We start from the raw sequence: 15,020 nt of genomic DNA, 5'->3' as shown, positions 1-15,020 counted from the left end.
CGCGATCCCATAGCATTCCGCGCCGCCCGTCATCCCGCCGGATGTTTCACCGGACCGCGCTCGTCACCGGCGCCGGGCGGGCTCGCCTGACAGATCCAAGATTATCTGCAGCTTTGCCGGGAGGTCGGCTTGCTTTCCCGCGAACCCTCATTTGTACTGCCGCCCTAGAGCCGCCGACAGAGTGGCCTTGATCGGGAGGAAGCATGGCCTCGGTGGGAATCCGCGAGGTTCGCAAGGCTTTCGGATCGACGAATGTCCTGCACGGCGTGTCGGTGGATATCCGGGACGGTGAATTCGTGATCCTGGTCGGCCCGTCGGGCTGCGGGAAATCGACGCTCCTGCGGATGATCGCCGGGCTCGAGAACATCTCCGGCGGCGAGATCCGCATCGGCGAGCGCGTGGTGAACGATGTGCCGCCCAAGGAGCGGGACATCGCCATGGTGTTCCAGAACTACGCCCTCTACCCGCATCTCACGGTCCGCGAGAACATGGCGTTCTCGATGCGGATCCGGAAGGCGCCGGCCTCCGAGATCGACCTCCGGGTCAACAAGGCCGCGCAGATCCTCGGACTGGCGCCCCTGCTGGACCGCTACCCGCGCCAGCTCTCGGGCGGCCAGCGCCAGCGCGTCGCCATGGGCCGGGCGATCGTGCGCGACCCGCAGGTCTTCCTGTTCGACGAGCCGCTCTCCAACCTCGACGCCAAGCTGCGCGTGGCGATGCGTACCGAGATCAAGGAACTGCACCAGCGCCTGAAGACGACGACCATCTACGTCACCCACGACCAGATCGAGGCCATGACGATGGCCGACCGGATCGTGGTGATGCACGACGGGGTCGTCGAGCAGATCGGGCCGCCCCTCGAACTCTACGACCGGCCCGACAACCTGTTCGTCGCGGGCTTCATCGGCTCGCCGGCGATGAACTTCATGCCCGGCCAGGTGCGGGCGAACGGGCGCCTGACCTTCACAACCGAGACCGGCCTGTCGATCCCGCTCGCCGACGCGCCGTCCGGCGTCGAGGGGCGCTCACTCATCCTGGGCATCCGCCCCGAGCATTTCGACCTCGCGCCCGAGGGGATCGCCGCGGAGGTCGTCGTCGTGGAGCCGACCGGCTCCGAGACCATGCTGGCGGTGCGGGCGGGGGGCCAGGACCTCACCTGCGTGCTGCGCGAGCGCGTGCGGGAGCGGCCGGGCGAGACCGTCTCCCTGCGGCCGAACCGCGTGCACTTCTTCGACGCCGAGACCGGCCGTCGCCTGCCGAACTGACCCGCGTCGGATCCGGCGCGGATTCGAGGCGCGCGGCGCCTCCAGGATCACGATCACCGAGGGAGAAGAAACGATGTCCGTTCTCGATCGCCGGTCCCTCCTCGCGGGCGCCGCAGCGACCGGCCTCGCCGCCGGCAGCGACCTCCTCGGCTTCGCCAAGGCCTGGGCGCAGAGCGCGGAGTGGAAGCCCGAGCCGGGGGCGAGCCTCTCGCTCCTGCGCTGGAAGCGCTTCGTGCCGGCCGAGGACGAGGCCTTCATGAAGCTGGTCGACGCCTTCACGAAGGCGACGGGCGTGAAGGTGACGGTGAGCAACGAGTCCTTCGACGACATCCAGCCCAAGGCGTCGGTCGCCGCCAATACGGGCCAGGGGCCCGACATGGTCTGGGGCCTGTTCTCGTTCCCGGCGCTCTTCCCCGACAAGTGCCTGCCGCTCGAGGACGTGGCGGAATCCCTCGGCAAGAAGTACGGCCCCTGGTTCCCGTCCGCGGAGGCCTACGGCAAGGTCAAGGGCAAGTGGATCGCGATCCCCGTGGCGTTCAACGGCGGCTACCCGAACTACCGCATCTCGGCGATGAAGAAGGCCGGGTTCGACAAGTTCCCGACCGACACGGCGGGCTTCCTCGAACTCTGCCGCGGCCTGAAGAAGAACAACACGCCCGCCGGCTTCGCCCTCGGCCACGCGACCGGCGACGGCAACACGTGGTGCCACTGGGCGCTGTGGTCGCACGGCGGCAACCTCGTCGACGCCAACGAGAAGATCGTCATCAACTCGCCCGAGACCGCCAAGGCGCTCGAATACGTCAAGTCCCTGTACGAGACCTTCGTGCCCGGCACGGTGTCGTGGAACGATTCGTCGAACAACAAGGCGTTCCTGGCCGGCGACCTGTACCTGACCAACAACGGCATCTCGATCTACGCGGCGGCCAAGAAGGACAACCCGAAGCTCGCCGAGGACATGGACCACGCGGTCTGGCCGATCGGCCCCGTCGGCAAGCCCACCGAGTTCCAGCTCGCCTTCCCGATCCTGGCCTTCAAGTACTCCAAGGCGCCGAACGCCTGTAAGGCCTTCATCGCCTTCATGATGGAGGCGGCGAACTACAATCCCTGGCTGGAGGCGGCGCAGGGCTACCTCTGCGAGCCGCTGTCGAACTACCCGAAGAACCCGATCTGGACGAGCGACCCGAAGAACGCGGTCTTCGCCGAGGCCGGGCGGCGCTCCCTGGCGGCGGGCGGCCTCGCGCCGGTGAGCGAGCGGATCGCCGCCGTGCTGGCCGACTTCGTGATCGTCGACATGTTCGCCAGCCACTGCACGGGCCGCGAGGACGTGAAGGGCGCGATCAAGAACGCCGAGCGCGCCGCCACGCGCATCTTCCGGAACACCTGACCGCACCCGCCGGAGGCGAGACCATGGCGCACACGGCCCTGACGCAGCCCGCCCCGGCCGCAATCCCGACCCGCTCGGCCTGGCAGCGCGTGCGCGCGAGCCGCGGCTGGGCGGGTTTCTGGTTCATGCTGCCGACCGCGCTGATCCTCGGCCTGTTCCTGGCCTACCCGCTCCTGAAGGGCATCTGGCTGTCCTTCACCAACGCGCGGATCGGCCGCGAGGGCGTCTTCGTCGGCCTGGAGAACTACGAGTGGCTCTGGGACGACGACGTCTTCTGGCTCTCGGTGTTCAACACCTGCCTCTACACGGCGGTGGCGTCCGTGGTGAAGTTCGGCGTCGGCCTCTACCTCGCGCTGCTGCTCAACAAGAACATGCCGTTCAAGTCGATCATCCGGTCGATCGTGCTGATCCCGTTCGTGGTGCCGACGGTTCTGTCGGCCATCGCGTTCTGGTGGATCTTCGACAGCCAGTTCTCGATCATCTCCTGGTCTCTGCGGCATCTCGGGGTGATCGACGGCAACATCGACTTCCTCGGCGAGCCGGCCATGGCGCGCGCCTGCGTGATCTTCGCCAACATCTGGCGGGGCGTGCCGTTCATCGCGATCACGCTGCTCGCCGGCCTCCAGACGGTCTCGCCCTCGCTCTACGAGGCCGCGACGCTGGACGGCGCCTCCAACTGGCAGATCTTCTCGCGGATCACCCTGCCGCTCCTGACCCCGATCATCGCGGTCGTGATGACCTTCTCGGTGCTGTTCACCTTCACCGACTTCCAGCTGATCTGGGCGATGACGCGCGGCGGCCCGGTGAACGCCACCCACCTGATGGCGACCCTGTCGTACCAGCGCGGCATCCTGTCGGGGACGCTCGGCGAGGGCGCGGCCATCGCCACCGCCATGGTGCCGTTCCTGCTCGCGGCCATCGGCATCTCGTGGTTCGGCCTGCAGCGCAGGGCCTGGCAATCCGGGGGGAACGACCGATGAGCGCGCCCGCACCGCCCGCCCACGCCGATCCGCATCTCAACTCCGTCTTGGAGGCGCGGCCCGCCGGGCTCACCGACAATTCGGAGGGCATGGCCTATCTCGAACGGTTGCCCCGGCGGCTCGTGACGACCTACCTGCCGCTCCTCCTCATCCTCGCCGTGCTGCTGTTCCCGTTCTACTGGATGGCGCTGACGGCCATCAAACCGGACGAGCAGCTGATCGACATGGAGCGGTTCAACCCGTTCTGGGTCGTGGACCCGACGCTCAAGCACATCAACAAGCTCCTCTTCGAGACGCAGTATCCGCGCTGGCTCTGGAACACGATGTACGTGTCGGTGGCGGCGACCGTGCTGTCGCTGTTCGCGAGCGTGCTCGCCGCCTACGCCTGCGTCCGGGTGCGCTACCGGGGCGCCGGCTGGGTCGGGGCGGCGATCTTCCTCGCCTACCTCGTGCCGCCCTCGATCCTGTTCATCCCGCTCGCCACGATCATCCAGGCCTACGGCCTGTTCGACTCGCCGATCGCCCTGATCCTCGCCTACCCGACGATCCTGATCCCGTTCTCGACGTGGCTCCTGATGGGCTACTTCAAGACCATTCCCTACGAGCTGGAGGAATGCGCGCTGATGGACGGCGCCAGCCGGTGGCAGATCCTCACCAAGATCATCCTGCCGCTCGCCTTCCCGGGGCTGATCTCGGCGGGGATCTTCTCGCTGACCCTGTGCTGGAACGAGTTCATCTACGCGCTGACCTTCCTGTCCTCGACGCAGAACAAGACGGTGCCCATCGCCGTGGTGAGCGAGTTCGTGGACGGCGACGTCTATAAGTGGGGATCGCTGATGGCCGGCGCGCTGCTCGGCTCGCTGCCGCTGGTGATCCTCTACTCGTTCTTCGTCGAGTACTACGTCTCCGCGCTCACCGGCGCCGTGAAGGAATAGGGGACGGGCCGGGCCTCCGGCGTCGCGCGCGCGGCGAAGCGAGCCGGGGCGGCGGGGCCCCGGTCGGCGTGTCGCTGGCCGGATCGGGGCGCTGTGCTCGCGGGGACGCAGACCGTTGCCAGCAGGGCTCGACGAGGCGGACAATGCGCGCGGATCCGCCGGCGCAGAATCGCGGACCGGCCCCATCGAAGGTCACGCCATGGCCCACTTCATCGACGCCCGCTCCACCCTGGTCAACGACGCCGTCGACGGCCTCGTCGCCGCGAGCGGCGGACGCTTGGCACGGCTCGACGGCGACCCGGGCATCCGCGTCGTCCTCCGCGCCGCTCCGGATCCCGGGACGGTCGCGGTCATCTCCGGCGGCGGCTCCGGCCACGAGCCGGCCCATGCGGGCTTCGTGGGGCCTGGCCTGCTGAGCGCGGCCGTCTGCGGCGACGTCTTCGCCTCGCCGAGCGTCGACGCGGTGCTGGCCGGGATCCTCGCGGTCACGGGGCCGGCGGGATGCCTGCTCGTCATCAAGAACTACGCGGGCGACCGGCTGAATTTCGGCCTCGCCGCCGAGCGCGCCCGGGCGCTCGGCCACAGGGTCGAGACCGTTATCGTCGCGGACGACATCGCGCTGCCGGATGCCAAGCAGCCCCGCGGCGTCGCCGGGACGCTGTTCGTCCACAAGGTGGCGGGCCACGCCGCGGAGGCCGGGGAACCGCTCGAGACCGTGGCGGCGCTCGCCCGACGCGCCGCCGGGGCGGCGAAGTCGCTCGGCATCGCGGTCTCGACCTGCACGATCCCCGGCTCGCCGCGCAGCGAGCGTCTGGCGGAGGGACAGGCCGAGCTCGGCCTCGGCATCCACGGCGAGCCCGGCGCGGAGCGCATCGCGCTGCCGAAGGTCAGCGAGCTCGCCCGCATGATGGCCGAGCGTCTCGCGCGGGCCGTGTCCGGTGCCGACCGGCTGGCACTGCTCGTGAACAATCTCGGCTCCGCCTCCGCGCTGGAGATGCAGGTCCTCACCCGCGCCGTGCTCGCGACCGATCTGGGGCGGCGCGTCCACCTGCTGCTCGGGCCGGCGCCGCTGATGACGGCGCTCGACATGCACGGTGCCTCGCTGTCGGTCCTGCCGCTCGACGACGCGCTGGAGCGCGCCCTGTCGGAGCCCGTCCCGGTCCCGGCCTGGCCCGCGGCCGTGCGGATCGCGCCGCAGATCTTTCGGCCGGTGCCCGAGGGGCTCGCGGGCGAGGCCTTCACGCCCTCGCACGACGCCGTCACCGCCGCGCGGATCCGGGCCGTCGCGGAGGCGCTGATCGGGGCCGAGGATGCCCTGAACGGCCTCGATGCCAAGGTCGGCGACGGCGACGCCGGCACGACCTTCGCGGGCGCGGCGCGCGCCGTCCAGGCCGACCTCGACCGGCTGCCACAGGCGGAACCCGCGGCCCTGTGCCGGGCGCTCGCCGAGCGGATCGGGCGCGCGGTGGGCGGGTCGAGCGGCGTGCTCGGCTCGATCTTCTTCGCCGCGACGGCCTCGGCCCTCACCGGCGGCGCCGCGTGGCCCGAGGCGCTCGGGCAGGGCGTGGCGCGCGTCCAGGGCTACGGCGGCGCCCAGGCCGGCGACCGCACGCTGCTCGACGCCCTGATCCCCGCTGTCGAGGCCCTGAAGGGCAGCGACCTCGCGGCCGCGGCGGCGGCCGCCCGCGCCGGCGCCGAGGCCACGGCCGGCATGGATCGCGCCGGCGCGGGCCGCTCCAGCTACCTGGCCGCCGGGGACCTCGCCGGCGTCCAGGATCCCGGCGCCGCCGGCGTCGCGGCGGCGTTCGCGGCCCTGGCCGGGGCGTAGGAGCCGGGCGCCGCGCGTCGCCGTCCGGCGTCCGTTGACGCTCCGCTCACCGAGGCCTACCCCATCCCCATGCGCACCTGCCTGATCCTCGACGATTACCAGCAGGCGGCCCTCGCGCTCGCGGACTGGGCGCGCCTGTCCGACCGCGTCGCCGTCTCGGCGATCGCTCAGCACATCCCGAAGCCCGACGACCTCGTGGCGCGGATCGCGCAGGCCGAGATCCTCGTGATCATGCGGGAGCGGACGCCGTTCCCGGCGGCGCTGCTGGAGCGGCTGCCCAGGCTCGAGCTGCTCGTCACCAGCGGAATGCGCAACCTCGCCATCGACCTCGCGGCGGCCCGGGCGCGCGGCGTCGTCGTCTGCGGGACGGAGTCGAGCCCGACACCGCCGACGGAGCTGACCTGGGCGCTGATCCTGGGACTGGCCCGTCACGTGGCGCCGGAGAGCCTGACCCTGCGCGCGGGCGGCCCCTGGCAGAGCACGATCGGGACCGACCTCGCGGGATCGACGCTCGGCGTTCTGGGCCTCGGAAAGATCGGGACGCGGGTGGCCGAGATCGGGCGCGCCTTCGGCATGCGCGTGATCGCCTGGAGCCCGAACCTCGACGACGCCCGCGCCGCCGCAGCCGGTGTGGAGCGGGCGGCCTCGAAGGAGGCGCTGCTGGAGGCCAGCGACGTCGTCACGATCCACCTCGTGCTCGGCGACCGGACGCGCGGCCTCCTGGGCGCGGCCGAGCTGCGCCGCATGCGCCGCGACGCGTTCCTCGTGAACACCTCGCGCGCACCGATCGTCGACCAGGCCGCGCTGGTCCAGGCGCTGGCGGAGGGCTGGATCGCCGGCGCGGGCCTCGACGTGTTCGAGACCGAGCCGCTGCCGGCCGACAGCCCGTTCCGGCGCCTGCCGAACGTGCTGGCGCTGCCGCATCTCGGCTACGTGTCGCGCAACAACTACCGGACCTTCTTCACCCAGGCGGTGGAGGACATCGAGGCCTGGCTCGCCGGCGCCCCGATCCGGCAACTGGGCTGACGTCGCGGACCCCGCCGGCCCCGGACTCACTCCCCGCGGGGATCCAGCGCGTCCGCGAGGCCGTCGCCGATCAGGTTGAGCGCCACCAGGGTCGCGATCAGGAGCGCGGCCGGGGCCGCGAGCAGGTGCGGCGCCGCCTCGATGGAGCGGGCGCCCTCGGCGATCAGGACGCCCCAGCTGGTCTGCGGCTCCTGCACGCCGAGCCCGAGGAACGACAGGAAGCTCTCCAGCAGGATCACCTGCGGCACCAGCAGCGTCGCGGTCACGGCCACAGGGCCGAGGGTGTTCGGTACGATGTGCCGGAGGATGATGCGGGGGGTTCCGAGGCCGAGCGCCCGCGCGGCGCGGACGAAATCGCGCTCGCGCAGCGACAGCGTCACGGCGCGCACCACCCGGGCCATGTCGAGCCACTCCACCGCGGCGATCGCCACCAGCATGAGCAGCAGGCTGGGGCGGAAGAACACCAGCAGCAGGATCACGAAGAACACGAAGGGGAGGGCGTAGAGCACGTCGACGCCGCGCATCATCACGGCGTCGACGGCGCCCCCGACGAAGCCCGCCGTCGCCCCGTAGGCGACGCCGATGAGCAGGGCGACGAGGCTGGCCGCGAGCCCGATCGCCAGCGAGATCCGGCCGGCGACGAGGCAGCGGGTCAGCAGGTCGCGGCCCTGGATGTCGGTGCCGAGGGGGAAGTGCAGGCGCCGGACCGGCACCGCCACGACGAGGCCGCGGCCGCCGTCCCGCTCGTCGACCACGCGCGGCGTCCCGAACAGGGCCGAGCGGGGCAGGTAGACGAGGCTGCGCCGGTCGACGCCCGCGTCGCAGCCGAGGGTGAGCCGCAGGGTGTCGCCCTCGCGCTCGACCGCGTCGAGCCGGGCGCGCATGCGGAAGGCCAGGCGCTCGAGCGCCGGCCGGAGACGGTCGGCGTTGGGCTGCGCGGTGAGGCCGGCCGGGAGCTGGCGCAGGTCCGGATAGGCGCGCTCGGGGTCGTGGCCGGTGAGGCCCGGGCCGATCAGGCAGGCGAGGGCGATCAGGACCAGCACGGCCAGCGCCGCCACGGCGGTCCGCTCCCGCGCGAACCGGAGGACGGCGCGCCGGGCCGGGCCCGGCGCCGCGGCGGCCGCAATCACGCCGCCACCCGGAGGCGCGGGTCGAGCCACGCGCAGGCGAGGTCGGCGGCGAGGTTGAGCAGGATCACCAGCCCGGCGACGAGCAGGACGGTGCCCATCACCAGCGTGTAGTCGCGGTTGAGCGCGCCCTCGACGAAGTAGCGGCCGATCCCCGGCAGCCCGAAGATCGTCTCCACCACCACCGAGCCGGTGAGCAGCGCCGCCGCCAGCGGTCCGAGATAGGCCACCACCGGCAGCAGCGCCCCGCGCAGGGCGTGCCGGGTGACGCGGGCCGGCGGCAGGCCGAGGCTGCGCATGGTGCGGACCGGCTGCGTCCGCAGGGCCTCGGCGAGCGAGGTCCGGGTCAGCCGGGCCAGGGCACCGACCTGCGGCAGGGCCAGGGTCACCACCGGCAGGACCAGGTGGCTCGGGGCACCGTCGTTCCAGCCGCCGAGCGGCAGCCAGCGCAGGGTCAGGCCGAAGGCGATCTGCAGCAGGGGGGCGACGACGAAGCTCGGCAGCGAGAGGGTCAGGGCGGCCCCGACGCCGAGGAGCCGGTCGACGAGCCCGCCGCGCCGGAGCGCCGCCGCGATCCCGAGCCCGACGCCGAGCGCGGTGGCGAGCGCGAGGGCGAGGGCGCCCAGCGTCGCGGAGACCGGCAGGCCCCGCGCGATCAGGCCGAGGACGCTCTGGTCGCGGAACGAGAAGGACGGACCGAGGTCGCCCCGCGCCAGCGCCGCGAGGTAGCTGCCGAACTGCGCGATCAGCGGCCGGTCGAGGCCGTAGACCCGCCGGAGATTCTCCATGGCGGCGGGCGCCAGCGGCCGCTCCAGGTCGAACGGCCCGCCCGGGGCGAGCCGCATCAGGAAGAAGCTGACGGTCACCACGGCGAGCAGCGTCGGCACCGCCTGGAGGAGGCGGCGCAGGATGAAGCGGATCACGCGTCGAGCCTCATGAAGCGGGTCGGCGCGGCGTTGCGCAGGTTCGGGTGGTAGCCGTGCAGCCGCGGCGCGATCAGCGCCTTCGAGCGGTAGTGCATCAGCGGGATCCAGGGCAGCTCGCGCAGGGCGATCGCCTCCGCGTCGTAGAGCAGGCCGGCCCGGCGGGTGAGGTCGCGCTCGGTGGCGGCCCGCGCCATCAGCGCGTCGTAGGCCGCGTCCGACCAGTGGCCGGCGTTCATCCCGTCATTCCCGCTCTGGAGCAGGAACAGGAAGTTCTGCGGATCGGAATAGTCGGCGATCCAGCTGTAGCGGGCGACATCGAAGTCGCCGCCGTCGCGCAGGTAGGCGAAATGCGTCTTCGCGTCCGTGTAGACGTAGCGCGTCACGATCCCGAGGTCGCGCCACATCTCGCCGATCGCCACCGCGACGGTGCGGTTGTTGTCGCTGATGTTGAACCGGTACTCCACGGTGAGCGGCCGGTCCGGGCCGAACCCCGCCTCCGCGAGCAGCCGGCGCGCCTCCGCCTCGTGGTCGATCGGCAGGCCGAGGCGGCCCTCGGTCTCGGGCGGCGTCCGGTAATTGTCGAGGCCGGGCGGGCACAGGGAGTAGGCCGGGCTCATGGTGCCGCCGTTGAGGCCGTCGGCGAGGTACTCGCGGTCGATCACGAGCGACAGGGCCCGGCGGACGCGGCGGTCCGAGAACGGCGCCTTGCGGGTGTTCACCACCAGCGCCGCGAGCCCCAGCGAGGGGCCGAGCACCACCTGCGACCCGAACCGGCGGCGCAGGTCGGCGATCTGGTCGACGGGCAGGTCGGACAGCGAGTCGATCTCGCCGGCAGCGTAGCGGCGCACCGACGCGGCGATGTCGGGTGTCGGCAGGAAGGCGACGCGCCGGATCGCGAGGCTCGCCGCGTCCGGATGGTGCGGGTTGGCCTCCAGCGTGATGGCGCCGCCCGGCACGCGGTCGGCGAGCCGGTACGGTCCGTTGGTCACGAGGTTTCCCGGCCGGGTGAAGCTGTCGCCGTAGCGCTCGACCGAGGCGCGGTGGACCGGCAGGGCGGTCTGGTGGGTCAGGAGTTCCAGGATGTAGGGCGTCGGCTGCTCCAGGCCGATCGCCAGCCGGAGCGGCGCCTCCGCGGCGACGCCGAGAGTCTCGGCCGGCGTCTCGCCGCGGTTCACGGCGGCGGCGGCGCGGATCGGGAACAGGATCTCGGCGTATTTCGCCGCCGTGGCCGGGTCGAGCATCCGGCGGAACGCGTAGACGAAGTCGTCCGCGGTGACCGGCTCGCCGTTCGACCAGCGGCCGTCGGGGCGCAGGTCGAAGTGCAGGCTCATCCCGTCCTCGGAGACCGACCAGGCGCGCGCCGCGCCCGGGATGATCGCGCCCCGGTTGTCGTAGGTGAGCAGCCCGTCGCAGAGGTCGCGCAGGATATGCGCCTCCGCGACCGTGGACGAGCGGTGCGGGTCCAGGGTCTCGGGATCGGCGTCGTTGCCGCGGCGGTAGAGCGCGTCGGCCGCGCGCGCGGGCCGCACGGCCGCGAGGGCGATCGCGCCGGCCAGCCAGTCGCGCCGGCGCGGGCGCACGGTCAGGCGCCGGTATCCGGCTTCAGGCCGGCCGCCTCGATCCCGGCCACCGCGCAGATCTCGTCGTTGTCGGAGGTGTCGCCGGAGATGCCGACCGCGCCGAGGAGACGTCCCTCGCCGGACCGGATCAGCACGCCGCCCGGCACCGGCACGAGGGCGTCGGGCCCGGCGACGTGGGTGACGGCGGCGACGAAGTAGGGCTGCTGCTCCGCCCGCGCGTGGATCGCCCGGGAGCCGAGGCCGAGCGCCAGGGCGCCGTTGGCCTTCCCGCTGGCGATCTCGGCGCGGCGCAGGGACGTGCCGTCCTCGACCGCGACCGCCTTGAGGGCGCCGCGGGCGTCGTAGACGACGACGGCCAGGGGCTTGAGGCCGCGCGCCCGCGCCTCGCGCAGGGCAGTGTCGACGACGGTGCGGGCGGCCTCGAGGGTCAGGTCGATCATCGGATTCCAACACGGACGCCGCTCCGTGCGGCGTCCTCATCCTTAAGGACCGGGGCCGGCCGGGTCCACCGACGCCGGTCGCTGCGGCGTTCGCTCCGCTGGGCCCGGCCGGCGCGCCGCCTAGTTCCGCGTTGGCCCGCGCGGGAAATGCCGGCGCGCCGAGCGAGGATCGTCCATGGCATCGGCCGAACGCCCCTACGTGATCTGTCACATGACCGCGTCGGTCGACGGCCGGATCAAGGTACGCCGCTGGACGACGCTGGACGCCGACAGCCATTACGAGCGCGTCCACGGCGAACTGAAGGGCGATGCCTGGATGTGCGGCCGCGTCACCATGCAGGGCTACGCCGACAGCGCCGACCCGCTGCCCGAGCCGGTCGCCGACGACGGCGTGCCGATCCCGCGGGAGGACCACGTCGCCCGCCGCGACGCGTCCGGCTACGCCGTGGCCCTCGACGCGCGCGGACGCCTGGACTGGGGCGCGCGCGACGCGATCGAGGGCGACCACGTCGTGGTGGTGCTCACCGAGTCCGTACCCGATGAGCACCTGCGCGCGCTCCGGGCCCGCGGCCAGTCCTACCTGTTCGCGGGGGACCGGGCGGTCGACTTCGCCCTGGCGGCCGCGAAGCTGCGGGCCCTCTTCGGGATCGAGCGGCTGCTCGTCGAGGGCGGCGGCCGCATCAACGGCTCGATGCTGAAGGCCGGCCTCATCGACGAGCTGAGCCTGCTCCTCGCCCCCGCGGTCGACGGCCTGAGCGGAACGCCGGCCGTGTTCGACTTCGCAGGCGAGGAGGCGGACACGATGGGCAGCCGGCGCAAGCTCGACCTGACGGCCTGCGAGCGCCTGCCGGACGGCGTCGTGTGGCTGCGCTACCGGATCACGCCGGTCGAGCCGCCGGCAGGCGAATGATGCCGGTCAGGAACGCGTCGTAGCCGGCGGCGACCGCCTCCGGCTGCTCGAAATGCGGGAACGCGCCGGTCGGCAGGGTCTCGACGCGCCAGTTGGGCCGGCCGGCGACCCGCGGCACCAGCCGGTAGTCGACGAAGTCGCCGCGCACGCCGTGCACCATCCAGACCGGGAGGCGCAGGCGCTCGTAGAGGCGCGTCGCGTCGGTCGGGAACAGGTGGCCCGCGATGAAGCAGAACGGGGCGTGCTCGGCGCCGGGCTGGTGGGCCGAGGCGTGATCGTAGGCGAGGAGGCCCTCGTCGATCTCGGACGTGCCGAAGGTCTTCTCGAGGAAGAACCGCATGCTCGGCCGGGTCACCAGGGCGTCGAAGAGCGGCCGCCCCAGAGGGGGGCGATCGAGGACCCGGCGCAGCCAGTCGCGGCCGCGGTGGCCGTCCGGCGGGCCTTCCCCGGAGAGGCGGGCGTCGAACCCGGTCGGGCTGATCAGCGCGAGGCTGCGATACGCGTCGGACCGCTCCAGGCTCGCCCGCGCCAGGAACGAGCACGAGAGCGACAGCGCCAGGGCGTCGATCGGCCAGCCGCCGTGCCGGCTGCGGATCTCGTCGACGGCCGCGTGGATCGCCTCCACCATCAGGCGCGGCGTGTAGGCGCGGCGCGAGCGCTCCGAGAAACCGAAGCCCGGCAGGTCCAGGGCGTAGACCGGCCGGGACCCGCGGTAGCGCAGGTACAGCGGCCGGACCTCGTAGGCGTTGGCCGCCGCGTTGATCGAGTGGATCAGCAGGAGCGGTACGCCCTCGGCCTCGGCGGCCCCGTAGAGCGAGAGCGCGCCGGCGCGCCGGGACCGGATCCGCTCGTGCCGGCCCGGCAGAGCCGGCGGCAGGGCCATGCGCCGGTCCACCGCGAGCGCGCTCCAACCGACCAGGGCCGAGGCCGAGCCGACGAGCGTGAGGGCCGCCGCGGTCGCGGTGCGACCGGCGCGATGGCGGGACACGGAACTCATCGGGACACCTCGACGTCCATCCCGCGGCGGCGGGCCGTGCGCGACAACGCCGGGACGGCTGGGAAGTGCCCGGACGGACGCTACGAGGCGTGGCCGGCGAGGCTGCCGGCATTCACCGCCGGGGCCCGACTCGCGGGCCGCACCGGCGCGTCGCCGCGGCCCGCGGCCTCGCGCAGGAAATCTACCGTCGGCGGATCGTTGAGCCAGCCCTGGACGCGCTGCGAGATCAGGAGCTTCCGCTCGCGCCGGTCGTAATTCGCGTAGGAGGCGGCGACGAATTCCGGCCGGCTCATCGTGCGCGCCGGGCCGGACCGTCGCGTCTCCGCCTTGAAGAACAGGGCGCTGCCGGGCACGCCGTAGTGCTGGGCGATCTCCGGATAGACCGGCCAGCTGCCCTGACCGCCGAGATCGTCCGGGAGGAACGCGTCGAGGTCGCATTCCTCGAAGGGCACACCGGCCCGGGTCAGCAGGCCGCGGGCGAGGTCGGCCACGACGTAGAGCTTGGTGTGGTTGATCGAGTGCATGAAGCAGCCCCGACGCGCCCAGCGCGTGAGGTGCGTGTCGAGATCGTACCCGGCCTGGACGCCGAGCCCGCGCAGGTACGCGACCGACTCGTCCCAGAGGTTGAAGTATCCGAGGCGCTCGAAGACCGGCTCGGAGAACAGCCGCAGCGCCTGCGCCTGGGAGAAGCCCGACAGGTAGGCGAACAGCGTGATCGCCGAGTGCGAGTGCCCCATCGGTCCCGAGATCAGGCCGTTGAGCGTGACGTGATCCTGAACGCCGACATGGACGAGGTCGGGATGGTAGGCGCTGAACACGATGGTGGGGATCAGCCGGACCTTCGGATGGGTCCGCAGCGTGTCGATCGTGCCGCCGCCCTTGAATTTGGGCAGGTAGATGCTGGTGAAGACGTGATCGTACCCGTCCGCGTGCGCCATCAGGTCGGCGAGCCGCGGGAACCGGCGGGACGCGGTGAACGCCGAGACGAAATCTACCTGCGCGTGCGGGAGCAGGTAGCGCATCGTCTTGGCGATGGATCCGGCTTGGCAGACGCCGATCACGAGGATTCGCGGCGAGCCGGTCCGCTTCTTCCCGAATTGCGCGAGCCGGTGCCGCGCGCGCCAGAGGCTATCGACGGTCAACATCCGGCCTCTCTCGCATGTCCACGGGCCGCGGGCAAACACCGCACCCATGCGGATCCCGCAGAGCCGAACCGCCGTTTCAGCCGCCACGACGGCCGCGTCCGAGGAAGCGAACGCCTCGCGGGTCGCGAGCGCCGCGCGGCGCAGCCGAGGCTCCGGCATCGATCGCTTTCGTAAAACACCGGCGCTCGAGGCGCGCGATCCGACGGCCGCGATGACGCGAAACACAGTCCGATCGCGCGCAGAATCCAGTAAAGCAACGCATAGATCGTCACGACTCAACGTCCGCATTCCGCGGTGACGGCCGCGCGGAAAGATCGGAACGATACAGCGATTCAACTTGCGCACCGTTGACAGAGTCAAGTCGTTGGATGCACATCGGATTCAACGAGGCATGAAGCTCGCGGATGGGGCGTTCGCGGTCATGAGGACCGGCGGGCCCCCGATGACCGAGGTGGTCCGCCTCCCTCGCCTCCACTC

The 15,020-nt window shown here is 72.1% G+C and carries 13 protein-coding genes; 7 read left to right on the top strand and 6 right to left on the bottom strand.

All coding sequences use genetic code 11. The features are described from left to right. Nucleotides 1-203 precede the first annotated feature (203 nt). From ACLBXO_RS01245 to ACLBXO_RS01220, 6 genes are all read left to right on the top strand, one after another. Nucleotides 204-1,265 (top strand): ABC transporter ATP-binding protein, encoded by a 1,062-nt coding sequence (locus ACLBXO_RS01245; protein ID WP_447684231.1) that lies wholly within the window; start codon nt 204-206, stop codon nt 1,263-1,265. 73 nt (nt 1,266-1,338) lie between these two features. After that, a complete protein-coding gene (locus tag ACLBXO_RS01240) occupies nt 1,339-2,649 on the top strand; it encodes an ABC transporter substrate-binding protein (protein ID WP_447684230.1) in 1,311 nt (436 codons plus the stop codon). 23 nt (nt 2,650-2,672) lie between these two features. Then, nucleotides 2,673-3,629 carry a carbohydrate ABC transporter permease gene (locus tag ACLBXO_RS01235; protein WP_447684229.1) on the top strand — a complete coding sequence of 319 codons (957 nt, stop codon included), beginning with the start codon at nt 2,673-2,675 and terminating at the stop codon, nt 3,627-3,629. Nucleotides 3,630-3,718: 89 nt separating this feature from the next. Further along, a complete protein-coding gene (locus tag ACLBXO_RS01230; protein WP_234082978.1) occupies nt 3,719-4,564 on the top strand; it encodes a carbohydrate ABC transporter permease in 846 nt (281 codons plus the stop codon). 199 nt (nt 4,565-4,763) lie between these two features. Then, nucleotides 4,764-6,392: a dihydroxyacetone kinase subunit DhaK gene (locus tag ACLBXO_RS01225; protein WP_447684228.1), complete on the top strand. Its 1,629-nt coding sequence runs from the start codon at nt 4,764-4,766 to the stop codon at nt 6,390-6,392. 69 nt (nt 6,393-6,461) lie between these two features. After that, nucleotides 6,462-7,418 carry a D-2-hydroxyacid dehydrogenase family protein gene (locus ACLBXO_RS01220; protein WP_331317878.1) on the top strand — a complete coding sequence of 319 codons (957 nt, stop codon included), beginning with the start codon at nt 6,462-6,464 and terminating at the stop codon, nt 7,416-7,418. Between the two features lie 26 nt (nt 7,419-7,444). Here ACLBXO_RS01220 and ACLBXO_RS01215 read toward each other — a convergent pair whose 3' ends face one another. Genes ACLBXO_RS01215 through ACLBXO_RS01200 form a run of 4 tightly spaced genes read right to left on the bottom strand, consistent with a single transcriptional unit; the run spans nt 7,445 to nt 11,491 of the window. After that, nucleotides 7,445-8,548 (bottom strand): ABC transporter permease, encoded by a 1,104-nt coding sequence (locus ACLBXO_RS01215; protein WP_447684227.1) that lies wholly within the window; start codon nt 8,546-8,548, stop codon nt 7,445-7,447. Further along, entirely contained in the window at nt 8,545-9,468 is a 924-nt protein-coding gene (locus ACLBXO_RS01210) for an ABC transporter permease (RefSeq protein WP_447684226.1), read from the bottom strand. The genes ACLBXO_RS01215 and ACLBXO_RS01210 overlap by 4 nt, the downstream gene beginning before the upstream one ends. Further along, entirely contained in the window at nt 9,465-11,051 is a 1,587-nt protein-coding gene (locus ACLBXO_RS01205; RefSeq protein ID WP_331317880.1) for a peptide ABC transporter substrate-binding protein, read from the bottom strand. The genes ACLBXO_RS01210 and ACLBXO_RS01205 overlap by 4 nt, the downstream gene beginning before the upstream one ends. Before the next feature lie 2 nt (nt 11,052-11,053). After that, nucleotides 11,054-11,491, bottom strand: a complete 438-nt coding sequence (locus tag ACLBXO_RS01200) for a GlcG/HbpS family heme-binding protein (RefSeq protein ID WP_331317881.1) — start codon at nt 11,489-11,491, stop codon at nt 11,054-11,056. Nucleotides 11,492-11,666: 175 nt separating this feature from the next. Between ACLBXO_RS01200 and ACLBXO_RS01195 the strand changes: the two genes are divergently transcribed. Continuing rightward, entirely contained in the window at nt 11,667-12,401 is a 735-nt protein-coding gene (locus ACLBXO_RS01195) for a dihydrofolate reductase family protein (RefSeq protein WP_447684225.1), read from the top strand. Here the strand turns inward: ACLBXO_RS01195 and ACLBXO_RS01190 are convergent. Together ACLBXO_RS01190 and ACLBXO_RS01185 are read right to left on the bottom strand one after the other, a co-directional pair. Then, a complete protein-coding gene (locus tag ACLBXO_RS01190; protein WP_447684224.1) occupies nt 12,370-13,398 on the bottom strand; it encodes an alpha/beta fold hydrolase in 1,029 nt (342 codons plus the stop codon). The two genes, ACLBXO_RS01195 and ACLBXO_RS01190, sit on opposite strands and share 32 nt — an antisense overlap. Before the next feature lie 80 nt (nt 13,399-13,478). After that, nucleotides 13,479-14,543 (bottom strand): WcbI family polysaccharide biosynthesis putative acetyltransferase, encoded by a 1,065-nt coding sequence (locus ACLBXO_RS01185; protein ID WP_331317884.1) that lies wholly within the window; start codon nt 14,541-14,543, stop codon nt 13,479-13,481. Nucleotides 14,544-15,020: the final 477 nt, after the last annotated feature.

This window comes from Methylobacterium sp. C33D (assembly GCF_053345825.1).
This window is presented reverse-complemented; position numbering and strand designations above follow the sequence as displayed.